Raw genomic sequence first — 22,362 nt, 5'->3', positions numbered from 1 at the left:
CCGTCTAGGCTATTGCCTGGCTGCGCGGATCCCGCCGGCCCCGGGAGCCCTCCCGCCGTCACGTCCCTCAGGTCCACATGACGAACACCTCCCCCATCTTCCTGCCCGACCTCGAGCGCGCCGAGCGCTCGGAGCGCTCCGGGCGTCGCCGTCCGCCGCCCGGCGTCGACCCGTCGTTCCGCTTTCCCTGGGTCGGGATCCTCACGCTCGCCGCGTGCGTGTTCCTCAGCGTCACGAGCGAGATGCTGCCCACCGGCCTCCTCAGCGAGATGAGCGGCGACCTCGGCGTCGAGGAGTCGCGCGTCGGCCTCCTCGTCTCCGTGTTCGCGGTCGCGGTGGTCGTCTCCAGCGCGCCGCTCGCGGCCCTCACCCGCCGGGTCCCGCGGCACGCGCTGCTGCTCGCGGTGCTCGCGGTCTTCGCGACGAGCAACCTCCTCACCGCGCTCGCGCCCACCTTCGAGCTCGTCACCGCGACGCGCGTGCTCGGTGGCCTCGCGCACGGCCTGTTCTGGGCGGTCGTCGGCGCATACTCGGCGCACCTCGTCCCGCCCGCGCTCATCGGCCGGGCGGTCGCGCTCACGGTCGGCGGCGGCAGCCTCGCGTTCGTGCTCGGCGTGCCGGTCGGCACCGCGGCCGGGCAGGCGTTCGGCTGGCGGGCGGCGTTCGCGGGGATCGGCGTGCTCACGCTCCTGGGGATCGTGCTGGTGTGGCGGTTCCTGCCGGCGGTCGGGCGGCCCGAGCGGGAGGCGCCCGCGGCCGCGTCGGCGACCGGCCGCGTCGGGTTCCGGCAGCGCATGGCCGGGCAGGGTCTCGGCGGCGTGCTGTTCGTGTGCCTCACGGCGATGGTCATCATGATCGGCCAGTACGGCTTCTACACGTACGTCGACCCGTTCGTCACGCGCGTGATGGGGATCCCCGAGCAGCAGCTCAGCGCCATGCTCTTCGGCTACGGGATCGCCGGCGCGGTCGGGCTGCTCCTCGCGGGCACCCTGTTCTCGAGCCGCCCGCAGCTCGGCGTCCTGGCGGGCCTCGCGGCGGCGGCGCTCGGGGTCAGCTCGCTCGCGCTGGTCCCGGGGCTCTGGGCGGTCGCGATCCCCGGCTTCCTGCTCTGGGGCCTGGCGTTCGGCGCCATCCCGACCCTGCTCCAGACGCGCATGCTGCACGCCGCGCACCCGTCGTTCCGCGACACGGCCAGCTCCTTCTACACGACGGCGTTCAACGTCGGCATCGGCGGCGGGGCGCTCGTGGGCGGCGCGCTGCTCGACGGGCTCGGCATCGCGTCGCTGCCGGGGGCGTTCCTCGCGGTGATGGCGGTGTCGGTCGTGCTCGTCGTGGGATCCGCGGGCCGGGCCGTCCGCGCCCGCGCCGCCTCCGCGCGCGCCGCCGGCTGACCGCCGACGCGTCCCCAGTCACATCGGGGTGCCTCGAGCCTGCGGGAGGCCGTCGGAGTCCCCAGTCGCACCGGGGTGCCTGGTGCCTGCGGGAGGCCGGCGGAGTCCCCAGTCGCACCGGGGTGCCTGATGCCTGCGGGAGGATGGATGCCGTGACCACGACCCCCGCGCCCCTCGGCCTCCTCCTCGACGTCGACGGCCCCATCGCCAGCCCGATCACCCGCACCCTCGCGATCCCGAGCATCGCGACCGATCTCGTCGAGCTCGCCGCCGCGGGCGTGCCGATCGTCTTCAACACGGGCCGCTCGGACGCCTTCATCCGCGAGCAGGTCCTGGGCCCGCTGCTGGCCGCCGGCCTCCCCGCGGGCGCGCGCGTGCACGCCGTGTGCGAGAAGGGCGCGTCGTGGTTCTCGATCACGCCCGAGGGCGCGGGGGAGGTGCACGTGGATCGGGCGCTCGCGCTGCCCGAGGCGTACATGCGCGACATGGAGCGTCTCGTCGCCGAGCGCTTCGCCGACTGGATGTTCTTCGACGCCACCAAGCACGCGATGGTCTCACTCGAGCAGCTCACGAGCGTCTCCTCGGACGACTACCTCCGGGTGCAGCCCGAGCTGGACGCGCGCGCGGTCGAGATGCTCACTTCTCATGGGCTCGGCTCGGTGCTCGAGGGCGTCGAGGTGCCCGACGCGGACGGGAACGTGCAGGTGCGCGTGGATCCCACGATCATCTCGACCGACATCGAGTCGATCCGCCTCGGCAAGGACCTCGGCGCCGAGCGCGCCCTGGAGCTGCTCGCCGACAGCGGTCCGCTCCCGCTGCGCTGGCGCACGGTCGGCGACTCGCGCACCGACTACGCGATGGCGCGCTGGCTGCACGAGAACGGCCACGAGGTCGCGCACGTCGACGTGCGGCCGGCCGACGGGATCCCCGCGACGCCGTACGACGTGCTCACGGCGGGCGACCTCATCCACGACGAGGCGGGAGCCGCGCTCCTCGCCCAGTGGGTGCGCATCGTGCGCGGCGAGACCGATGACGACTCCGCGTTCCTGGCGCCGGGGCGCTCCGCGAGCTGATCCCCGCGGCTGCCCGCTGCCCTCGCCGCGCTGCCGGCGCCTCCAGCACGGCTCGCGCTTCCCGCGCTTCCCGCGCCTCCCGCGCTGCCCGCCGCAGCTGCGCCCGTCGCGCCCGCCGCTCCGCCCGAGGGCCCGTCCGCATCCGGACGGGCTCTTCCGCGTGTGCGCGAACGGATGTTAGCCTCGGCTAACACTTCGACGGAGAGGCCGCCATGACCCGCACCGCCCCCGAGCGTCGCCGCGCGCGCCGGCCCGTCACGGGCCCGCGGCTCGTCCTCTTGCTCGGGCCCGCGTTCGTCGCGGCCATCGCGTACGTGGATCCCGGCAACGTCGCCGCCAACCTCACCGCGGGCGCGCGCTACGGCTACCTGCTGGTGTGGGTGCTCGTGGCCGCGAACCTCATCGCCGTGCTCGTGCAGTACCAGTCGGCGAAGCTCGGGCTCGTCACGGGCCGCAGCCTCCCGGAGCTCCTCGGCCAGCGGCTGCCGACGCAGCGGCGCCGCGCGTTCTGGGTGCAGGCGGAGCTCATCGCCGCGGCCACCGACCTCGCGGAGGTCATCGGCGGCGCCATCGCGCTGCACCTGCTGTTCAGGATCCCGCTCGTCGCGGGCGGCGTGATCGTCGGCCTCGTCTCCATCGGCCTCCTCGCGGTGCAGTCGCGGCACGGGCAGCGGCCGTTCGAGCTCGTGATCGGCGCGCTGCTCCTCGTGATCACGGTCGGCTTCCTCACGGGCCTCGTGGTGAGCCCGCTGTCGGGATCCGGCATCGCGGGCGGGCTCGTGCCGCGCTTCGACGGGCCGGACAGCGTGCTGCTCGCCGCGAGCATGCTCGGCGCGACCGTCATGCCCCACGCCGTCTACCTGCACTCGTCGCTCAGCCGCGACCGGCACGGCGTCCAGACCGACGACGGCGTCCTCCGTCGCCTGCTCCGCGCGACGCGCTGGGACGTGGTCACGGCGCTCGCCGTGGCCGGCGCCGTCAACATCTCCATGCTCCTCATCGCGGCGGCGAGCCTCGGCGGCGTGCCCGGCACCGACTCGATCGAGGGCGCGCACGCGGCCATCACTGCGTCTCTCGGGCCGGTCGTCGGCGTCGTGTTCGCGGTCGGGCTGCTCGCGTCCGGCCTCGCGTCGACGTCGGTCGGCGCCTACGCGGGCGCGGCGATCATGGGCGGCCTGCTGCACGTCCGGGTGCCGCTGCTCGCCCGGCGCGTGGTGACGCTGATCCCGGCCCTCGCGATCCTCGCGATCGGCGTCGACCCGACCACCGCGCTCGTGGTCAGCCAGGTCGTGCTGAGCCTCGGGATCCCGTTCGCGCTCGTGCCCCTCATCCGCCTGACGGGCGACCGCCGCGTGATGGGCGCACACGTCGACCGGCCGCTGACGCGCATCGCGGCGTGGGTCGCGGTGTCGCTCGTGGTGGTGCTGAACGTCGCGCTCGTGGTGCTCACCTTCACGGGCTGACGCGCGCGGGTCGGCCGGGTCGGCCGGGACGGCCGGGTCAGCCGGCCTCGGAGACCCAGACGGCGGACGCGGCGGCGGCGGTGAGCGGGCGGCGCGCGGATCCGTCGACCGTCACGACCATGGCGGCCGCGTCGCGCGAGCCGGTGTCCGCGGCCTCGCGCACGAGCGTCGCGTCGAGCCCGATGCCGTGCTCGGCGAGCTCGCGCAGCAGGCGCGGGTCCTCGTCGGAGATCCGCCGCACGCGCATGGGCCGGTCGGCGACCGCGTCCGCCAGCACGGTCGCGACCGGCAGGTGCGGCTCGCCGTCGGCCGAGGGGATGGGGTCGCCGTGCGGATCCCGCGAGGGGTGCCCGAGGTGCGCGTCGATGCGCGCCACGAAGTCGTCGGACACGGCGTGCTCGAGCACCTCGGCCTCGTCGTGCACCTCGTCCCAGCCGTAGCCGAGCACGTCCACGAGGAACGTCTCGAGCAGCCGGTGGCGGCGCACCATCTGGATCGCGTGCCGGCGGCCGTCCTCCGTCAGCTCGATGCTGCCGTACGGCCGGTGCTCCACGAGGCCCTGCGCCGTGAGGCGGCGGATGCCGTCGGATGCGGTGGCGGGCCGGATCCCGAGCCGCTCGGCGAGCCGGCTCACGGTCATCGGCTGGTCGGTCCACTCGGTGGCGGACCAGATGAGCTTGAGGTAGTCCTGCGCGGCGCTGGAGAGCTCGTCGACGGACATGCCGCCATGGTACCGAGCGGCCCCGCGCGCACCGCGGCCGATGCCGCCCGGCCGCGCCCGGCCCCGCGGTGCATGCTGGACGGGACCGCGGGCAGGGACGCCCGCGGCGGATCCGATGGAGGAACCACATGCAGTACCGCACACTCGGCAACAGCGGCGCGATCGTGTCGACCTACGCGCTCGGCACCATGACCTTCGGCGCGGAGGCCGACGAGGAGACCTCGGGGCGCATCCTCGAGGCGTACGTCGCGGGAGGCGGCACGTTCATCGACACCGCGGACGTCTACACGTCGGGCGTCTCGGAGGAGATCGTCGGCCGCTGGTTGAAGGCGCACCCCGCCGAGGCCGACCAGCTCGTCGTCGCGACGAAGGGCCGCTTCCCGATGGGGCAGGGCAACAACGACGTCGGCACCTCGCGCCGCCACATGACGCGCGCGCTCGACGACTCGCTGCGCCGCCTCGGCGTCGACACGATCGACCTGTACCAGATGCACGCGTGGGACGCCGTGACCCCGCTCGAGGAGACCCTGCGCTTCCTCGACGACGCCGTGCGCGCCGGCAAGATCTCGTACTACGGCTTCTCGAACTATCTCGGCTGGCAGCTGACGAAGGCCGTCGGGCTCGCGAAGGCGCTCGGGTACACGCCGCCCGTCACGCTGCAGCCGCAGTACTCGCTGCCGGTGCGCGAGATCGAGTCGGAGATCGTGCCGGCGTTGCGGGATGCGGGCATCGGGCTGCTGCCCTGGTCGCCGCTCGCGGGCGGCTGGCTCACCGGCAAGTACCGCCGCGACGAGACGCCCACCGGCGCGACCCGCCTCGGCGAGGACCCGGAGCGGGGCATGGAGGCGTTCACGCCGCGGAACGGCCAGGAGCGCACGTGGGCGATCCTCGACGAGGTGCGCCGCATCGCCGAGGCGCACGGATCGAGCTCTGCCCGCGTCTCGCTCGCCTGGCTCGAGGCGCAGCCGGCGGTGACCAGCGTGATCCTCGGCGCCCGCACGGTCGAGCAGCTCGAGGACAACATGGCATCGGCCGACCTGGAGCTCACGGCCGACGAGATCGCGTCGCTCAGCGCGGTGAGCGCACCCGTGGTGTCCGACTACCCGTACGGCCCGGCCGGCGTGCAGCAGCGCCACCGCGCGATCGACGTGCGCGGCTGAGCCCGCCGCCGGTCGTCCCCTCGTCAGCTCCGGCGACGCGGGGACGGCCGGCACCCGGTGCCCGGGGCGTGATCCGCACGCGCGGCACGTGCCGGCGCACCACGACCTCGAGGGTCAGCTGGCCGCGGCGGGCGAGGATCACGGCCACGACCGCGGCGGCCAGCGCCGGCACCCCGCCGGAGAGGACCATGCCGACGTGCACGCCCCAGGCCTCGACGATCCCGCCCATGAGCGGCCCGCCGACGGCCTGGCCGCCGAGCAGCACGAGCACATAGACGCTCATCACCCGCCCGCGGATGGCCACGTTGCTGGAGAGCTGCACGAGCGAGTTCGCCGCCGTCTGGAACAGCAGCGACGCCATGCCGACCGTGACGAGCACGGCGGCGAACGGCGCGATCCCGGGCATGAGCCCCGCGGCCGCCTGCAGCAGGCCCATGATCCCGACGCCCACCACGATGGTCCGCAGCCGCACGGTCGCGCGGCGCGTCGAGAGCAGCGCGCCCGTGAGCGCACCGATCGCGACCATCGAGTTGAAGAAGCCGTAGCCGCCCGCGCCCACGTCGTACACCTGGCTCGCGAAGGCGGCGAGGAGCACGGGCATCGTGAGGCCGAAGACGCTGAAGACGGCGACCAGCACGACGGGCCAGAGGATGGTCGGCTTCGAGCGCGCGTAGCGGAGCCCCTCCGCGAGCTGGCCGCGGCGGCGCGGGGCGGGCGGGATGCGGGTCAGGTCGCGGGTCTTCAGGCTCCACAACGTGAGCACCACCACGACGCACGCGAGCGCGTTGATCGCGAACGACCAGCCGGCGCCGACCGCGAGCAGCAGGATCCCGCTGAGCGCGGGCCCCACCATGCCGCCGAGCTGGAACACGGACGAGTTCACGCTGATGGCGTTCCTGAGGTGCTTCTGCCCCACGATCTCGGTGACGAACACCTGCCGCGCCGGGTTGTCGATCACGGTCACGAGCCCCGTCGCGAACGCGATGGCGAAGATGTGCCACGCCTCCACCGCGCCCGACAGCGTGAGCACGGCGAGCAGCGCGCTGAGGAGCGCGTAGGTGCCCTGCGTAATCATCATCAGCATGCGCTTCGAGCACCGGTCGACGATGACGCCGCCGAGCAGGCCGAAGAGCAGCATCGGCGCGAACTGCATCGCGACCGTGATGCCGACCGCCGTGACGCTGCCGGTGAGCTCCAGCACGAGCCAGTCCTGGGCGATGCGCTGCATCCAGCCGGAGGTCATGGCGATGACGTTGGAGGCCGTGAACCGACGGAAGTTCGGCACGCTCAGGGCGATGAGCGTGTGGCGCCACGGCGGGCGCTGGGTCTGGGTCGGGAGCGGGGCGGTCGGGGGGAAGGCGTTCGGCGGGGTCACGGTGTTCCTGCGGTGGCGGTTGCGTATGTGTGGCGTCGGTTCTGCATGGATGCGGCTCGGCGTCGAGCCGCGACCGACGCTACCCGCGGGCTTCCCATTCGGATCCCGTCTCGACATGATGAGTGCCATCACGTTCTCGAATGGCCGGGAGGCGCCGTGCTCGACCCGACCCTGCTCGCGACGTTCCTCGCCGTCGCCGACACCCGCAGCTTCACGCAGGCGGCCGCGCGGCTCGGCATCAGCCAGCCGACCGTGAGCCAGCAGGTGCGCCGGCTCGAGCGGGCCGTCGACCGCACGCTCATCGCGCGCGACACCCGGGCGATGCGCCTCACCGACGCGGGGGACGCGATGGCCGGCTTCGCGCGCACGATCCTCGCGGCGCACCGGGCGGCGGAGAGCTACTTCGGCGGATCCGAGGTGAGCGGCCGTCTGCGCTTCGGCACCGCGGACGACCTCGCCATCACGCAGCTGCCGCGGATCCTCCGCCACTTCCGGCAGCTGCACCCGCAGATCGAGCTGGAGCTCACGGTGACGCAGAGCGGGCCGCTGCACCGGCGGCTGCTCGCGGGCCAGCTCGACCTGATCCTCACCAAGACCACGGTCGACGAGCAGCCGTCCGCCCGGCTCGTCGGCCGCGACCGGATGGTGTGGGTGGGCCTCGAGCGCACGCTCGTCGAGGCGGGCGCGACCGTGCCGCTCATCGCGTACCGCGCGCCGAGCATCAGCAGGCAGATGGCGATGGACGCGCTCGAGCGGGCGGGCCGCACCTGGCGGATCACGTGCAGCACGCGCGACGTGAACGGCGTGCTCGCGGCGGTGCGCGCGGGCATGGGCGTCGCGGTGCTGCCGCAGGCGCTCATCCCGACCGACCTCGTGAAGGTGACCTCGCGTCTCGGCCTGCCCGAGCTCGACGAGGTGGACTACGTGCTGATGGACAACCCGGCGGGACCGCGCGCGTCGATCGAGGCGCTGACGTCGGCGATCATGTCGCGCGGGGTGACGCGCGCGAGCTGACGGCCCGGGCTGCCAGCGGGCCGCGCTACCAGCGAGCGACGGGCGGCAGGTCGTCGTCCGGCCAGGCCTCGCGCGCCCGGCCCTTGCGGCCCCGACCGCGACCTCGCCCGGTGGGCTGGTGCGGGGGCTCGGGCTTGTCGGGATCCGCGGTCGGGTCGCCGGGCTGCTCGAGCTGCATCGCGAGCGCGCGGAGCCGGGCGTCCATCTCCGCGTGCGCGGCGGCGGCCTCGTCGAGCCGGGCGCGCTCCTCGTCCACGTCGGCGGGCACGCGGGTGGCCTCCTCGAGCGGCAGCGCTGCGGCCTCCGCCTCGGCGAGCCGTCGTGCGCGGCGGCGCGAGGCGATGATGCCGAACGCGCCCACGGCGATCTGGAACATGCCGAGCCAGCCGGACGCGTCGTTGACCGGCGCGAGCACATGCCAGGCGCCGAGGGCGATCCAGCCGATGTTGACCCACATGGGCCAGGCGAACCCGGATGCGGCGCGTGCGCCCTCCGGGGGCTCGTGCGTCCCTCGTCCCTCGTCGCTCATGCCGTTCCTCCGTGCCGACCCGCCTGTGACCGTGAGTGTGTCACGCGAGGTCGTGAGCCGCCTGGAGCCAGACGAACGTGCGCGGGCTGAGCACGACGCCCTTCGTGAGGCGGAGCCGCTCGTCGCGCACGAGGTCGACGGCGTGCTCCGCGAATCCCCCCAGCGTCTCCGCGGACACCGTCGCCGGCTCGTCGCCGAGGTTCGCGAGCACGAGGACCGTGCCGTCGTCGTGCGGGCGCTGGTAGCCGAGCACGTGCGGGTCGTTCGCGTCGAAGCCGACGACGCGCGTGCCGCCGAGCGCGGGCGTGGCACGGCGTACCGCGAGGAGCCGGCGGACGCCCGCGTGGATGACGCCCGTGCTCGTGGTGCGGTCGTCGCGCTGGTCGTAGCGCTCGAACGGGTAGAGCGGGCGGTTCACCCACCTGCTGTCGTCGGCGTGCGCGGGGACGTCGTCGTAGCCGTAGTCGTTGAGCTGGCCGACCTCGTCGCCGAGCACGAGGAGCGGGAGGCCGCCGGTGCTGAGGGCGATGGAGTGGGCCAGCAGGATCCGCTCGACCGCGCCCGGGTCGTCCTGCTCGAGGCCCGCGAGGGAGGCGGTGGTGCCGGCGACCGCGCCGTCCGGGTGCCAGATGCCGCGGGCGTGGCTGCCGGGGAACCGGCCCACGTGGTAGTCGGCGAGGAAGCGGCGGTGCTCGTCGGGGTCGATGCCGAGGGCGCGCGCGTCGTCGTCGTCGAAGGCGAAGCGGAGGGCGTCGTGGCTGCGGACGCGCGCGGTGCGGGCGGATCCGGCCGGCACGTCGCCGCGGCGCACGAGGGCGCGGGAGAGCGGCGCGGCGGACCGGGTGGCGAGCGCCTCCCAGACGAGCGCGGTGAGCGCGGGGTCGTCGGCGAGGCGCACGGCGTCGCCGTCGAGGAGCTCGGCGGCCCCGCGCGGGTCGGCGTCGGCGGCGACGGCCAGCGCGAGCGCGGGGGCGACGCGGCGGCCGGCGGAGGCGATCACGCGGAGGAGGGCGGCGCGTTCGGCGTCGGGGCGCTCGCCGATGACGGCGGCGGGATCCACGCGGACCACGTCGGCCCCCGCGGCGGCGAGCGCGACGGCCTCGCGGACGGCGGAGCGGATCCGGTCGGCGAGGGGCGCGTCGGCGTCCACGGGGGAGAGGTCGACCGCGAGCGTGAGGCCCGCGTCGTGCAGGGCGTCGGCGAGGGCGGCGAGGTCGGCGGCGGATCCGAGCTCGGCCCGCACGCGCACGCCCGGCGCCAGGAGCGCGTCGGCGTCCGCGTCGGCATCATCGGCGCGCTCGGTGACGGGCGTGATCTGCAGGTGCGTGAGCCCGAGGTCGCGGAGGGCGGGGATCCGGGCGGCGAGGCCCCGGAGGTCGTCGGCGTACCGGTCGACGTAGCAGACGCCGCCCGCGCGGAGGTCGAGGTGGAGGTCGTCGGGGGATCCCAGGGCCGGGGTGCGACGCGGCCGCACGTCCTGCAGGTTGGCGGCCAGCGCGTCGGCGAGGGCGTCGGCGTCGTCGCCCACGAGCGGGCGGAGGTCGGCGGCGAGGGCGTCGCGGTCGACCGGGGGCGCGGTGGCCGGCTCGGCGGGGGCGCGGTCGGCGGCGTCGGCGCGCGCGCCGTCGCGGTCGTGTCCGCCAGCCGCGGGATCGGTCGTGAGCGCTGTGCTCCCCATGCTCGGTCCTTCCTCCGCATACGGCGGGCACCGTCGCCCGACCCCCTGATCCTACGGGCGGGCGGGTCGCGCGACCCCCGGCGCCGTCCGCGCACTCCGCATCCCCTCGCTCGGCGGCCAGGCGCGCGCGCCTGACGGGAGGCTGCGCGCCTCGCGGGCGCGCGCCCGCACGGGTAGGATCGGACCCGTCGCGACTGGCGTTCGGATGGGTCACCATCGGGGAGCGACTCACACGGTTGGTGGCCGTACGCCTGGGCCACGACGCATCCTCTCGTCCACCGTGCTCAAGGAGTCCCATGCCCGTCGACCAGTCCTTCAACGCCCCCCTCTCCGAGGTCGACCCGGAGATCGCGGCCGTCCTCGAGCAGGAGCTCGGCCGCCAGCGCGGCACCCTCGAGATGATCGCCAGCGAGAACTTCGTGCCGCGCGCGGTGCTGCAGTCGCAGGGATCCGTGCTCACCAACAAATACGCCGAGGGCTACCCGGGCCGCCGCTACTACGGCGGCTGCGAGTTCGTCGACGTCGCCGAGCAGCTCGCCATCGACCGCGCGAAGAGCCTCTTCGGCGCCGAGTTCGCCAACGTCCAGCCGCACTCGGGCGCCACCGCGAACGCCGCCGTCCTCGCCGCCATCGCGCAGCCGGGCGACACGATCCTCGGCCTCGAGCTCGCGCACGGCGGCCACCTCACGCACGGCATGAAGCTCAACTTCTCCGGCAAGCTCTACGACGCCGCGGCCTACGGCGTGGACCCCGACACCTTCCTCATCGACATGGACGTCGTGCGCGAGAAGGCGCTCGAGCACCGGCCGCAGGTCATCATCGCCGGCTGGTCGGCGTACCCCCGCCACCTCGACTTCGCCGCGTTCCGCTCCATCGCGGACGAGGTCGGCGCCAAGCTCTGGGTCGACATGGCGCACTTCGCCGGCCTCGTCGCCGCGGGCGTGCACCCCTCGCCCGTGCCCTACGCGGACGTCGTCTCCTCCACCGTGCACAAGACCCTCGCGGGCCCCCGGTCCGGCGTGATCCTCAGCCGCGACACCGCGCTCGCCAAGAAGCTCAACTCGGCCGTCTTCCCGGGCCAGCAGGGCGGGCCGCTCATGCACGTCATCGCGGCCAAGGCCACGGCGTTCAAGATCGCGGCCACCGAGGAGTTCGCCGACCGGCAGCGCCGCACCATCCAGGGCGCGCAGATCCTCGCCGAACGCCTCGTCGCGGCCGACTCCACCGAGGCCGGCGTCTCCGTCCTCACCGGCGGCACCGACGTGCACCTCGTGCTGGCGGACCTCCGGAACTCGCCCATCGACGGCAAGCAGGCGGAGGACGCGCTGCACGAGGTCGGCATCACGGTCAACCGCAACTCGGTGCCGTTCGACCCGCGCCCGCCGATGGTCACCTCGGGCGTCCGCATCGGCACGTCGGCGCTCGCGACCCGCGGCTTCGGCGAGACCGAGTTCACCGAGGTGGCGGACATCATCGCCGAGACCCTGAAGCCCGGCAGCGACCTCGCCGCCCTGCGTGCGCGCGTGCTGACGCTCACCGACGGCTTCCCGCTCTACGAGGGCCTCACCCAGTGACCGCGGTCGTGCTCGACGGTGTCGCCACCGCGTCGGCCGTCAAGTCCGAGCTGGCCGTGCGGATCCGCGCCCTCCGCGAGCAGGGCCTCGTCCCGGGGCTCGGCACGCTGCTCGTGGGCGACGACCCGGGATCCCGCTCCTACGTCGCCGGCAAGCACCGCGACTGCGCCGAGGTCGGCATCGAGTCCATCCGGGTCGACCTGCCGGCGGACGCCACCGAGGCCGACGTGCGGACCGCGATCGAGCGGCTCAACTCGGATCCCGCCGTCACGGGCTACATCGTGCAGCTGCCGCTCCCCGCGGGGATCGACGAGAACGCGATGCTCGAGCTCATCGACCCGTCGAAGGACGCGGACGGCCTGCACCCGACCAACCTGGGCCGGCTCGTGCTCGGCGTGCAGGGCGAGCTGACCTCGCCGCTGCCGTGCACGCCCGCGGGCATCGTCGAGATGCTGCAGCGCTACGACGTGCCGATCGCCGGCCAGCACGTGGTCGTCGTCGGCCGCGGCCTCACGGTGGGCCGGCCGCTCGGCCTGCTGCTCACGCGCAAGGGCCTCGACGCCACCGTCACCCTCACGCACTCCCGCACGCGCGACATCGAGCAGGAGGTCCGCCGGGCCGACATCGTGGTCGCGGCCGTGGGCGCCGCGCACCTCGTGAAGCCCGAGTGGGTGAAGCCGGGCGCCGCCGTGCTGGACGTGGGGATCACGCGCGTCGTGGATCCCGAGACCGGCAAGGCGCGCCTCACCGGCGACGTGGATCCCGCGGTCGCCGAGGTCGCCGGCCACCTGTCGCCGAACCCGCGCGGCGTGGGTCCCATGACCCGCGCCATGCTGCTCGCCAACGTGGTGCAGGCCGCCGAGCGCGACGCGCGCCTGGCCGCCGAGCTACGCGGCTGACGGCGCTCGCCGCGACAGTGCTCGACTCGACCGTGCGGCGGTGATCGAGGAGGGGACGGCCGGTCAGGCCGTCCCCTCCTCGCGTGCGGGGCCGGTCGCGGACTCGGTGCCCAGCAGGACGGCCGGCGTCGGGATCGCCCCGGCGTGCAGCCGCGCGTTCTCCACGTACTGGTCGGCATTGATCCGGAGCCCCGCGACCTCCTCGTCGGTGAGCTCGCGCCGCACCTTGCCGGGCACCCCGGCGACGAGCGAGCGCGGCGGGATGCTCTGCCCTTCCAGCACCACGGTCCCGCCTGCGAGCAGCGACTCGCGGCCGACGACCGCGCCGTTCATCACGGTGGCGGACATGCCGACGATGCAGCCGTCCTGGATCGTGCAGCCGTGCAGCACCGCGTTGTGGCCGACGCTCACGCCCTCGCCGACCGTGAGCGGGAAGCCCGCGTCGACGTGGCAGCTGACGTTGTCCTGCAGGTTGGAGCGGGCACCGATCCGGATGTCAGCGGCCTCCGCGCGCAGCACGGCGTTGAACCACACGCTGGATCCGGCGGCGAGCGTCACGCGACCGACGACGCGCGCGCCCGCCGCCACGAGGGCGTCGGGCGCGATGTCGGGTGCGGGGGATCCGGGGAGCGCGCGGACGGTGGCCTGGGGATCGACGGTCATGCCGCCAGGGTAGGCCGCGCGGATCGGGCCCGCGGGCGCATCCGCGTGCCGCGCTCCATGGGCACGAAGGCGGCGGCGACGTACGCGTCCCACGGCGCGCGGTAGTAGGGGAGCGGCGAGGCGTTGATGAACACGTCGTGCCCGCCGAGCTCGCCGACGCGGCGGCAGACGTCGAGCGCGAGCGTCTGCGCGAGGCCCCGTCGGCGGTGCTCCGGCACGATGCCGAGCGGCTCGAGCTCCGCCCATCCGCTCGCCTCGTCGAGCCACGCGGTGCACGTGCCGGCGAGCGAGCCGTCGGGCGCCTCGACCACGAGGTCCAGCTCGCGCCGGTACACGGGAGCCGCCCGCATGGCCGCGTAGTCGTCCGCGTCGAAGGGGCTCTCGGCGTCGGGGTCGATGCCGTCGCCGGATCCGTCGGTGAAGGGCAGCTCGACCGGCTTCCATGCCCGGCGGTGCGCGTCGACCTTGGCCTGCTCCTCGCCCTCGGCGACCGGCCGGATGCGGTACTCGGCGGGCGGCCGTGCGCCCGTGTCGCGGGCGGGGTGGCGGAGCCCGGCGAGCGGAATCGCCTCGTCGGCGAAGCCGCGGTCCGCGAGGATCCCGCGCAGCCGGCCCTGCCCGCGGTGGACGGCGACGCTCGTGCGTCCCTCGCCCGCCGCGTCCAGGATCCACGCGGCCAGCAGGTCGGTGGTGGCGTCGTCGTCGGGCGCGCACTCGACGCGCGCGTCGTCCGTGGAGAAGGCGGCCCAGCCGATGAGCGCACCGGCCCCGTCGCGCACGACGGCCATCCGCTCCGGAAGCTGGCCGGTGGACGCCTCCCACGCGAATCCGCCGGGGTGCGTCGACGCGGGGAACCACGCGGACAGCGCGCGCCCGATCTCGCGGACGGCATCCGGGTCGTCGGCGAGCTCGGTCACGACGTCCGCAGGGGTTCCCATGCCGAGGAGCCTAGGGGCCCCTACTGCTCCGCCTTCGCCCCGTCCGACGGCGTGACCGTGAAGACGGTCGGCCCGGTGTAGCCGTGCTCCGCGAACGCGCCGTCGATGGCGACCTGGAGACGCGAGAGGGAGTCGGCGTCGATGAGCGCGATGGCGGATCCACCGAAGCCGCCGCCTGTCATCCGCGCGCCGATCGCGCCCTCGTTCTGCGCGACCTCGACTGCGAGGTCGAGCTCCGGCACGCTGATCTCGAAGTCGTCGCGCATCGAGCGGTGGCTCGCGTCCAGCAGCTCGCCGATGGCGCGCGGGCCCTCCTCGCGGAGCGCGCGCACGGTGTCGAGCACGCGCTGGTTCTCGGTGACGATGTGGCGCACGCGGCGGAACGTCTCGTCGTCGAGCACCTCGCGGGCGCGCACGAGGTCGTCGACCGCGACGTCCCGCAGCGACGAGACGCCCAGGAGGCGCGCGCCCTTCTCGCACGACTCGCGGCGCGCGCGGTAGCCGCCGTCGGCGTGCGCGTGGGCGACGTGGGTGTCGATCACGGCGATGGTGAGGCCGGCCGCCTCCAGCCCGAGCGGGATGACCTCGGCGTCGAGCGAGCGGCAGTCGAGGAACACGCCCGCGTCCTGGCGGCCGAGCAGGCTCGCGGACTGGTCCATGATCCCGGTCGGCGCGCCCACGATCTCGTTCTCGGCGAGCTGCCCGACCGCGGCGAGCGTCGGCCGGTCGAGGCCGAGGCGCCAGATGTCGTCGAGGGCGAGGGCGATGGATCCCTCGAGCGCGGCCGACGAGGAGAGCCCCGCGCCCACGGGCACGTCGCTGTCGATGAACACGTCGAAGCCGGGCACGGCCGCGAGGTCGGCCCCGCGCTGCCCGAGCGCCCAGGCGACGCCGAGCGGGTAGGCCTGCCAGCCATCGATGCGCTCGCCGGTGAGGTCGGCGAGGCGCGCCTCGACCACCTCGTCGGAGAAGGAGCTGGCGAGGCGGATCCGGTCGTCGTCCCGCGGCGCGAGCGCGATGACCGTGCGGCGGTCGATCGCGAACGGGAACACGAAGCCCTCGTTGTAGTCGGTGTGCTCGCCGATGAGGTTCACGCGCCCGGGCGAGGACCACACGCCGTGCGGCTCGCGCTCGAAGCGGGCGCGGAATCCCTCGCGCACGTCGTCTCGGATGTCGGTCATGCGTCCTCCACTGCCTTCCGGATGTTCTCCGCCGCCTTCTCGGGCGGCACGTCGCCGATCCAGGCGCCCATGGCCGCCTCGGATCCGGCCAGGAACTTGAGCTTGTCGGCCGCGCGGCGCGGCGACGTGATCTGCAGCATCAGCCGGATCTCGTCGCGGTGCGCATCCACCGGCGCCTGGTGCCAAGCGGAGATGTACGGCGTCGGGGTGTCGTAGAGCCGGTCGATGCCGCGCAGCAGCTTCAGGTACATGGTCGCCAGCTCGGCGCGCTCGGCCTCGGTCGTCTCCGCGAGATCGGGCACGTGGCGGTGGGGGAGCATGTGCACCTCCACGGGCCAGCGCGCCGCGAACGGCACGAACGCGGTGAAGTGCTCGCCGCGGAGCACGACGCGCTCGGACGCCTGCTCGGTCTCGAGGATCCGCTGGAACAGGCCCGGCCCGAACCGCTCGATCGACTCGACGAGCCGGCGCGTGCGCGGCGTGACGTAGGGGTACGAGTAGATCTGCCCGTGCGGGTGGTGCAGGGTGACGCCGATGGCCTCGCCGCGGTTCTCGAACGGGAACACCTGGCGGATCCCGGGCATCGCCGAGAGGGCGCGCGTGCGCTCGGCCCACGCCTCCACCACCGTACGGGCGCGCGACGGCGTGAGGCCGCTGAACGAGCCGGTGTGCTCGGGGCTGAAGCAGACCACCTCGCAACGGCCGACCGAGGTGCGCGTGCGGCCGAGGTCGATGCGCGTGAGGTCGTCGTCGTCCACCGCAGCGTCGACGTCCGGGCTGTCGGCGAGCGACGGGCCGAACGACGGCGACTTGTTCTCGAAGACCGCGACGTCGTACATGCTCGGGATCTCGGACGGGTTGGTGGCGCTCGCCGGGGCGAGGGGATCCAGCTCCGCCGGCGGCAGGTGCGCGCGGTTCTGGCGGGCGGCGGCGATGGAGACCCACTCGCCCGTGAGCACGTCCTGCCGCATCGTCGCGGTGGGCGGGCGGGGCGCGGCCGGGCGGGCGTCGGCGGCGCGCTCGGGCGGGAGGGTCGTGTCGGCGTCGTCGAAGTAGACGAGCTCGCGGCCGTCGGACAGCAGCGTGCGGCGCTGCGTGATCCCGGAGGGCGATGTCGTGACGGTCTGGTCGGCATGCATGATGCCCCGATCCTACGGGCTCGCGGAGCCGGGATCTGCGCTCGCGAAAGTCCCGGCTTGCGTTCCGGCAACCGCGTGGGGGAGGCTCGCGGGATGGCCGACGACTCCGCTCCCGTCCCCGCGGCGACCCGCCGGTCGCGCATCCTCGAGCGGCTCGCCGACCGCGGCTTCGCGACCGTCGCCGAGCTCGCGGCCGACGCGGGCGTCTCCGCCGTCACGATCCGCGCCGACCTCGACGCGCTCGCCGACTCCGCCGCCGTGCAGCGCGTGCACGGCGGCGCCGTGCTCCGCGCAGGTCTCGGCGCGCGCGAGCAGAGCCTTGAGGTGACGCTCGAGTCGGCCGCCGACGCCAAGCGCGCCATCGGCCGGGCCGCCGCCGACCTCGTCGAGAGCGGCCAGAGCGTGCTGCTCGACGTCGGCAGCACGACGCTCCAGGTGGCCCGCGCGCTCGTCGCGCGCGATGACCTCGTCGACGTCACCGTCATCACGAACGGGCTCACGCTCGCGCTCGAGCTCGAGCGCGCCATGCCGCGCTTCACGGTGGTCGTCACGGGCGGCACGCTCCGGGCGCTGCAGCACAGCCTCGTGGATCCGCTCGCCACCGTCGTGCTCGACCGCCTGCACCCGGACGTCGCCTTCATCGGCTGCAACGGGATCGACGTCGATCGCGGCGTCACGAACGTCAACCTGCCGGAGGCCGAGGTGAAGCGGCGGATGGTCGACGCGAGCGCCCGCACGATCGTCGTGGCGGACGGCTCCAAGGCCGGCCGCACGCACCTCGGATCCGTCGCGCCCCTCGACCGGATCGACATGCTCCTGACCGACGCCGACGCCGACGCGGATCCGCGCGAGCTCGGCCGCCTGCGCGACTCAGGGCTGCGCGTCGTCCAGGCCGGCGGGTCGCCCGGGGCCGCGCGGCCGTAACGTGGATTCCTTGAGACCCGTCACCGGAGAGCAGCACCACCTCGTCCACGCCGGCCCGTCCGGTGAGCTCCGCGCCACCGTCGTGCAGCTCGCCGCCGCGATCCGCGGCCTGACCCTCGACGGCGTCGACCTCGTCGAGCCCTACGGCGAGGACGTGGTGGCCCCGATGGGCGCCGGCATGGTGCTCGTGCCATGGCCGAACCGGATCCGCGGCGCCCGCTACGAGCTCGACGGCAAGGCGCAGGCGCTCGACGCCTCCGAGCCGTCGCTCGGCAACGCGTCGCACGGCCTCCTCCGCAACACGGGCTACGCGGCCTCCGACCGCGCCGACGACCGCGTCACCCTCTCCGCCACCGTCTTCCCGCAGCACGGCTACCCGTTCCTCCTCGACACCTCCGTCACCTACCGGCTCTCGGACGACGGCCTCGTCGTCACGCACCGGCTCCGCAACGACTCCGCGGCGGCCGCCCCCGTCGCGGTGGGCGCGCACCCCTATCTCGCGATCGGGGGCGTCCCCTCCTCCGACCTCACGCTCACGGTCCGCGCCGACACGTGGTCCGAGGTCGACGACGCGCTGATCCCCGTCACCGACCACCCCGTCGACGGCGCCGCCGAGGACCTCCGCGCCGGCCGCGTCGTCGGCGACCTCGACCTCAATACCGGCTACGGGAATGTCCACGTGGAGGGCGGTACGAGCCGCCACGGGCTCACCGCGCCCGACGGCCGCGGGGTCGAGCTGTGGGCCGACGCGTCCTTCCGGTTCCTGCAGGTCTACACGCCGCGCGAGTTCCCAACCCACGGGCGCCAGGCCGTCGCCATCGAGCCGATGACGGCGCCGGCCGACGCCTTCAACTCCGGCATCGGCGTGCGCCGCCTCGCGCCTGGCGAGGAGTGGACGCTCAGCTGGGGGATCCGCGCCACGGGCTTCTAGCTGTACTCGGCCATGACGTTGGTGACACTTCGGGGCGTGTGAAGAGGCCTCCTGGCTTGATGGAGCTGTTCAGTTCAACCATCGCCAGGAGGCCTCGATGTCCCACGGTAATGCTCGTCTGACGGTTCACGGGAGGGTTCTCCTCGTGCGGCGGGTGGTGGAGGATCGTCGGCCGGTCGCGCACGTCGCGCGGGAGCTGGGGGTGTCGCGGCAGTGCGCGCATCGATGGGTGAACCGGTTCCGTGCCGAGGGGCTGCGAGGGCTGACGGATCGGTCATCGCGGCCCCGGTCAGTACCGAGGCGAACGAGCCCGGAGCGGGAACGGGCCGTGCTGGAAGCGCGGGCCCAGTTGCGGGCGGGTCCTGCGCGGCTGGCGCCGGTGACAGGTGTTCCATCCCGTACGATCTCCCGCATCCTGCGCCGGCACGGGGCGCCGCCGTTGGCATGGTTGGACCCCGTCACCGGGGCCGTGATCCGGGCATCCCGGTCAACGGCGCACCGGTATGAGCACGAGCATCCGGGTGATCTGATCCACGTGGACGTGAAGAAGCTCGGGAGGATCCCGGACGGAGGCGGCTGGCGGGTCCACGGGCGCAGCGAGCAGGTCCGCGGCCGCGGGATCGGGTTCGATTACGTCCATGCCGCGGTCGATGACCACACCCGTCTCGCCTACGCGGAGATCCATCCCGATGAGAAAGGCGCGACCGCGGCCGGGTTCCTGACCCGCGCAGCGGCGTACTTCGCCGGGCATGGGATCCCGCGGATCGAGCGGGTCATCACGGACAACGCGTTCGCCTACCGGCACTCGACCGCGTTCAAGAACGCCGTCCAGGACCTGGGCGCGCGGCAGAAGTTCATCCGCCCGCACTGCCCCTGGCAGAACGGCAAGGTCGAGCGCTTCAACCGGACCCTCGCGACCGAGTGGGCCTACCGGCAACCCTTCACCAGCAACCAACACCGCGCCGACGCGCTTGACCCCTTCATCGAGCACTACAACACTGAACGAATCCACTCAAGCCACGGGCTCACGCCCGCGGCCCGAGTGTCACCAACGTCATGACTCAGTCCATCTAGCGCATCTGGAAGGGGCCGGCGCACCCCCGAAGTGGGTGGGTGGGCTCGGTCGCCGTGACCCTACGGTGAGGGTAATTACCCAACCGAAGGAAATGATGCGTCCTCTTCCCCTCGTGACGGCGGCCCTGCTCGCCGTCTCGCTGCTCCTCCCGGCCCAGGCGGCGTCCGCCTCCGTCGAGCCCGTCCCCACTCCGGCGCCCACGGCCGAGCCGACCCCGACCCCAGTGCCCACGACCGCCCCGACCCCGACCCCAGTGCCCCCGAAGGATCAGGGTAGGTGGCAGCTCTACACGACCTCGTTCGACGGTCGCATCTACGAGCTCGTCAACGACCAGAGCCCGCGTGCCCTGAGCTTCGAGACGTGGCGCGACGTCTACGACTTCCGCGTCCCCGGTGCCTCTCCCACCGACTACGTGAAGTACCCCTGGTCCTCGACCGTCTACGCGGTCACCTTCTGGCCCGGCGGCGAGGGCGCCTGGCAGTGGACCCGCCTCGACTACGGCCAGTTCGTGAAGGCGGGCTCCCCGGCGGTCCGCAACGCCGGATACATCGTCAACAGCTACGTCTACAAGTGGGGCACGTCCGCCGAGATCCTCGTCGAGGGCGAGGACAAGGTGAACCACAAGCTGACCGGCGCCGAGTGGCGGGCCATGGACTTCCGTCCCTTCAACGACCGTGCCAACGAGGGCTTCATGAAGCTCTCCTGGACCAGCGACATTGTGCGCATGACGGATGTGCGTGGCGGCCAGGGCCGCGCCATCGGCTACGGCGAGTGGCAGGAGGAGGCGTTCCCGACCCCGCAGGTCGTGCAGCGCATCAACGGAGACCAGTTCTACCGCTACTCGAACAGCAACCAGGTCTGGTACGCCGGCCCCGGCATGAACCGCGTCGTGAGCCTCGCCGAGTTCCGTGCCGCCGGGTCGCCCGCGCCCCGTGTGATCCAGGTCGCCGGCCAGTCGACGCCCCCGCCGTCCAGCGGTGGTGGCGGTGGTGGCGGCAACGTCTTCTACGCCAACTGTGACGCGGTCAAGCGTGCCGGGAAGGCCCCGCTCTACGCGGGTCAGCCCGGCTACAGCTTTGATCTAGATGGCGACCGGGATGGCGTCGCCTGCGAGCGATGATCCGTTGATCGACTGACGACGCCCGCCCCGTGTTGAACCGGGCGGGCGTTGTCGTATCTGCGTTGCCCACGCGTAGGGCGTCAGCCCTCGTCCTCCTGCGCCCACTGCAGCGCCACCCGCTGCGTGTACCGCTCCAGCGCGATCCGGTTCTCCTCGGGCTCGCGGAGCCCGTCGATGTAGGCGAGCAGCCGCCCGACGACGCCCGAGAGGTACTGCACGCCCCGGTCGTCGTGCTCCTCGAGCGCGGTCTTCAGCAGGTCGTAGCGCTCGCTGGTCCACGGGGCGCAGGCCGTCACGATCGAGTCCATGACCGAGCCCGCGGACGCCATCAACTTTGAAGCGGGCCTCGCCGTATCGCGCCAGGTGGGGAGTGGACGCTGTGTTGCGGGCCCGGGCAGGCGCCTGGCACCTACCGGGCGGATGGACAACTCCTCGCGAGGAAGAGGCTTCCTTTCTAATATGAGGCTCGCCGACGCGGATTCCCGGGTCGCGCATCGGATCTCGTAGCCCATGGAGGCTCTTGTGCCAAAGGAAATATTCCCCAGGTCGGTAATTCCAGTGACGATGGCTGGGGTCGTTCTCTCTCTGATGTCGGTCGTCGCAGTCATCGGGGTCGTGCAGAGCGGAGACCGTCCCGTTCCGGTCCTCGCGTCGCCGTCGACGGTCGACGCGCGAGCGGCGAGCTTCGACTCCCCGGTCGCACCGACAGGCACGGTCATGGACAAGCTCTCGCAGTACGTCGGCTCTACCACCACCGTCTCTGCTCAGGATCTTGACCAGTACCTGGTGGCGGCAGGCATCTCGGATGTCACGACCTCCAGCGGCCGCGCCCTCGCAGTGAACAAAGCGGATGTCCGCAAGACCGAGGCTGGACAGTTCGTCCTTCACGTGCCCTTCGTCGAAGCGCCCCAGCAGTTGGACATCTCGGGGTACACGGTGTTCCTCGACCGCGATCTGAGGGTGATTTCAACAGGCGAGGTGCTGTTCACCGCGCTGTCCCCCGATTCCGGCCGCATGCAGCTTTGGCAGAACGGGGTCCTCGGCCTCGACAAAGTGGCGTCCAATGATTCGACGGCTGCAGTGGACACGGACCGGTCTAACATCGCGAATGCGGATTTCAACTGGGACACTCTCAATCAATGTCTCCTGAACGCGGGCATTTCACAGTGGGTCATCACCATCATCGGTACGGGATGCGCCCTTCTATGCGGTGCCACGCTCGGGACGGGGTGCGTCGCCTGCATCGTCGGCTTCGCTGGGGTAGCCGGTGGGACAGTGGGCACCTGCGTCGGTCTGGCTATGTCATGACGAAGCTCAAGGTGGTCATCCTCTTGATCCTCGCGCTGATCTCGATTCCTGCCGCACACCTGGTGCCGGACTTCGCCTTCGCATTCTGGGCGGTGGGTACCGTGCTCCCGATACTGGCGCTCCTCCTCATCATGCGAGAGCGTCGACGGCTAGCTCGCGAGCGCTGACTCGTCGACACCGCCGCGCTCTCCGACCTTCCCCGTACG

General features: G+C 73.2%; 22 protein-coding genes and 1 riboswitch. Of the genes, 13 read left to right on the top strand and 9 right to left on the bottom strand.

Features of this window, described 5'->3' with window-relative positions; genetic code table 11:
* Nucleotides 1-77 precede the first annotated feature (77 nt).
* The 3 genes from CMS_RS02975 (at nucleotide 78) to CMS_RS02965 (ending at nucleotide 3,927) form a co-directional block, all read left to right on the top strand.
* The gene (locus tag CMS_RS02975; RefSeq protein WP_012298032.1) at nucleotides 78-1,391 is read left to right on the top strand and encodes an MFS transporter; all 1,314 of its coding nucleotides are present in this window, start codon (nucleotides 78-80) and stop codon (nucleotides 1,389-1,391) included.
* 143 nt (nucleotides 1,392-1,534) lie between these two features.
* Entirely contained in the window at nucleotides 1,535-2,464 is a 930-nt protein-coding gene (locus CMS_RS02970; RefSeq protein ID WP_012298031.1) for a Cof-type HAD-IIB family hydrolase, read from the top strand.
* 212 nt (nucleotides 2,465-2,676) lie between these two features.
* Nucleotides 2,677-3,927 carry an Nramp family divalent metal transporter gene (locus CMS_RS02965; RefSeq protein ID WP_012298030.1) on the top strand — a complete coding sequence of 417 codons (1,251 nt, stop codon included), beginning with the start codon at nucleotides 2,677-2,679 and terminating at the stop codon, nucleotides 3,925-3,927.
* Nucleotides 3,928-3,964: 37 nt separating this feature from the next.
* Here CMS_RS02965 and CMS_RS02960 read toward each other — a convergent pair whose 3' ends face one another.
* The gene (locus CMS_RS02960; RefSeq protein WP_012298029.1) at nucleotides 3,965-4,648 is read right to left on the bottom strand and encodes a metal-dependent transcriptional regulator; all 684 of its coding nucleotides are present in this window, start codon (nucleotides 4,646-4,648) and stop codon (nucleotides 3,965-3,967) included.
* Nucleotides 4,649-4,776: 128 nt separating this feature from the next.
* Between CMS_RS02960 and CMS_RS16475 the strand changes: the two genes are divergently transcribed.
* The gene (locus tag CMS_RS16475) at nucleotides 4,777-5,808 is read left to right on the top strand and encodes an aldo/keto reductase (protein ID WP_012298028.1); all 1,032 of its coding nucleotides are present in this window, start codon (nucleotides 4,777-4,779) and stop codon (nucleotides 5,806-5,808) included.
* Here CMS_RS16475 and CMS_RS02945 read toward each other — a convergent pair.
* The gene (locus tag CMS_RS02945; protein ID WP_012298027.1) at nucleotides 5,717-7,183 is read right to left on the bottom strand and encodes an MFS transporter; all 1,467 of its coding nucleotides are present in this window, start codon (nucleotides 7,181-7,183) and stop codon (nucleotides 5,717-5,719) included. The genes CMS_RS16475 and CMS_RS02945 overlap by 92 nt on opposite strands.
* Before the next feature lie 156 nt (nucleotides 7,184-7,339).
* Between CMS_RS02945 and CMS_RS02940 the strand changes: the two genes are divergently transcribed.
* Nucleotides 7,340-8,197 (top strand): LysR substrate-binding domain-containing protein, encoded by an 858-nt coding sequence (locus CMS_RS02940; protein ID WP_012298026.1) that lies wholly within the window; start codon nucleotides 7,340-7,342, stop codon nucleotides 8,195-8,197.
* A 25-nt stretch (nucleotides 8,198-8,222) separates the two neighbouring features.
* On the opposite strand, the gene CMS_RS02935 is transcribed toward CMS_RS02940, so the two are convergent.
* Nucleotides 8,223-8,726 carry a hypothetical protein gene (locus tag CMS_RS02935; RefSeq protein WP_012298025.1) on the bottom strand — a complete coding sequence of 168 codons (504 nt, stop codon included), beginning with the start codon at nucleotides 8,724-8,726 and terminating at the stop codon, nucleotides 8,223-8,225.
* 40 nt (nucleotides 8,727-8,766) lie between these two features.
* Nucleotides 8,767-10,404, bottom strand: coding sequence for a DUF3459 domain-containing protein (locus CMS_RS02930; protein WP_041464343.1), 1,638 nt, complete (start codon nucleotides 10,402-10,404; stop codon nucleotides 8,767-8,769).
* A 180-nt stretch (nucleotides 10,405-10,584) separates the two neighbouring features.
* Nucleotides 10,585-10,668: riboswitch (ZMP/ZTP riboswitch) on the top strand.
* Between the two features lie 32 nt (nucleotides 10,669-10,700).
* Here CMS_RS02930 and glyA point away from each other — a divergent pair.
* Both glyA and CMS_RS02920 read left to right on the top strand, forming a co-directional pair.
* Nucleotides 10,701-11,978, top strand: coding sequence for a serine hydroxymethyltransferase (glyA, locus tag CMS_RS02925; RefSeq protein ID WP_041464342.1), 1,278 nt, complete (start codon nucleotides 10,701-10,703; stop codon nucleotides 11,976-11,978).
* Complete coding sequence (locus CMS_RS02920) at nucleotides 11,975-12,877, top strand: bifunctional methylenetetrahydrofolate dehydrogenase/methenyltetrahydrofolate cyclohydrolase (RefSeq protein WP_012298022.1); 903 nt, start codon at nucleotides 11,975-11,977, stop codon at nucleotides 12,875-12,877. Before glyA ends, CMS_RS02920 begins: the two co-directional genes overlap by 4 nt.
* 63 nt (nucleotides 12,878-12,940) lie before the next feature.
* On the opposite strand, the gene CMS_RS02915 is transcribed toward CMS_RS02920, so the two are convergent.
* From CMS_RS02915 to galT, 4 genes are read right to left on the bottom strand one after another with little or no spacing between them, the layout of a single operon-like run.
* Nucleotides 12,941-13,540, bottom strand: a complete 600-nt coding sequence (locus tag CMS_RS02915) for a gamma carbonic anhydrase family protein (RefSeq protein WP_012298021.1) — start codon at nucleotides 13,538-13,540, stop codon at nucleotides 12,941-12,943.
* Nucleotides 13,537-14,478, bottom strand: coding sequence for a GNAT family N-acetyltransferase (locus CMS_RS16160; RefSeq protein WP_012298020.1), 942 nt, complete (start codon nucleotides 14,476-14,478; stop codon nucleotides 13,537-13,539). Before CMS_RS16160 ends, CMS_RS02915 begins: the two co-directional genes overlap by 4 nt.
* 20 nt (nucleotides 14,479-14,498) lie before the next feature.
* On the bottom strand, nucleotides 14,499-15,659 hold the full coding sequence (gene galK, locus CMS_RS02905) for a galactokinase (RefSeq protein ID WP_012298019.1): 1,161 nt from the start codon (nucleotides 15,657-15,659) through the stop codon (nucleotides 14,499-14,501).
* Nucleotides 15,656-16,798, bottom strand: coding sequence for a galactose-1-phosphate uridylyltransferase (gene galT / locus CMS_RS02900; protein WP_012298018.1), 1,143 nt, complete (start codon nucleotides 16,796-16,798; stop codon nucleotides 15,656-15,658). The genes galK and galT overlap by 4 nt, the downstream gene beginning before the upstream one ends.
* Nucleotides 16,799-16,891: 93 nt before the next feature.
* On the opposite strand from galT, the gene CMS_RS02895 reads away from it, so the two are divergent.
* The 4 genes from CMS_RS02895 (at nucleotide 16,892) to CMS_RS17715 (ending at nucleotide 20,848) form a co-directional block, all read left to right on the top strand.
* Nucleotides 16,892-17,722 (top strand): DeoR/GlpR family DNA-binding transcription regulator, encoded by an 831-nt coding sequence (locus CMS_RS02895; RefSeq protein WP_012298017.1) that lies wholly within the window; start codon nucleotides 16,892-16,894, stop codon nucleotides 17,720-17,722.
* 1 nt (nucleotide 17,723) lies between these two features.
* Nucleotides 17,724-18,653 (top strand): aldose 1-epimerase family protein, encoded by a 930-nt coding sequence (locus CMS_RS02890; RefSeq protein WP_223842708.1) that lies wholly within the window; start codon nucleotides 17,724-17,726, stop codon nucleotides 18,651-18,653.
* Nucleotides 18,654-18,750: 97 nt separating this feature from the next.
* Nucleotides 18,751-19,713 (top strand): IS481-like element IS1121 family transposase, encoded by a 963-nt coding sequence (locus tag CMS_RS02885; protein WP_012298015.1) that lies wholly within the window; start codon nucleotides 18,751-18,753, stop codon nucleotides 19,711-19,713.
* A gap of 109 nt (nucleotides 19,714-19,822) precedes the next feature.
* Nucleotides 19,823-20,848, top strand: coding sequence for an excalibur calcium-binding domain-containing protein (locus tag CMS_RS17715; protein WP_223842707.1), 1,026 nt, complete (start codon nucleotides 19,823-19,825; stop codon nucleotides 20,846-20,848).
* Between the two features lie 80 nt (nucleotides 20,849-20,928).
* On the opposite strand, the gene CMS_RS02875 is transcribed toward CMS_RS17715, so the two are convergent.
* On the bottom strand, nucleotides 20,929-21,156 hold the full coding sequence (locus CMS_RS02875) for a hypothetical protein (protein WP_041464838.1): 228 nt from the start codon (nucleotides 21,154-21,156) through the stop codon (nucleotides 20,929-20,931).
* Nucleotides 21,157-21,565: 409 nt separating this feature from the next.
* On the opposite strand from CMS_RS02875, the gene CMS_RS02870 reads away from it, so the two are divergent.
* Together CMS_RS02870 and CMS_RS17455 are read left to right on the top strand one after the other, a co-directional pair.
* Nucleotides 21,566-22,156, top strand: a complete 591-nt coding sequence (locus CMS_RS02870) for a hypothetical protein (protein WP_223842706.1) — start codon at nucleotides 21,566-21,568, stop codon at nucleotides 22,154-22,156.
* On the top strand, nucleotides 22,153-22,323 hold the full coding sequence (locus tag CMS_RS17455; RefSeq protein WP_012298011.1) for a hypothetical protein: 171 nt from the start codon (nucleotides 22,153-22,155) through the stop codon (nucleotides 22,321-22,323). Before CMS_RS02870 ends, CMS_RS17455 begins: the two co-directional genes overlap by 4 nt.
* Nucleotides 22,324-22,362: the final 39 nt, after the last annotated feature.

This window comes from Clavibacter sepedonicus (assembly GCF_000069225.1).
Lineage (GTDB): Bacteria > Actinomycetota > Actinomycetes > Actinomycetales > Microbacteriaceae > Clavibacter > Clavibacter sepedonicus.
Note: the sequence above shows the minus strand (reverse complement) of the source record. Positions and strands in the feature narration are given on the sequence as shown.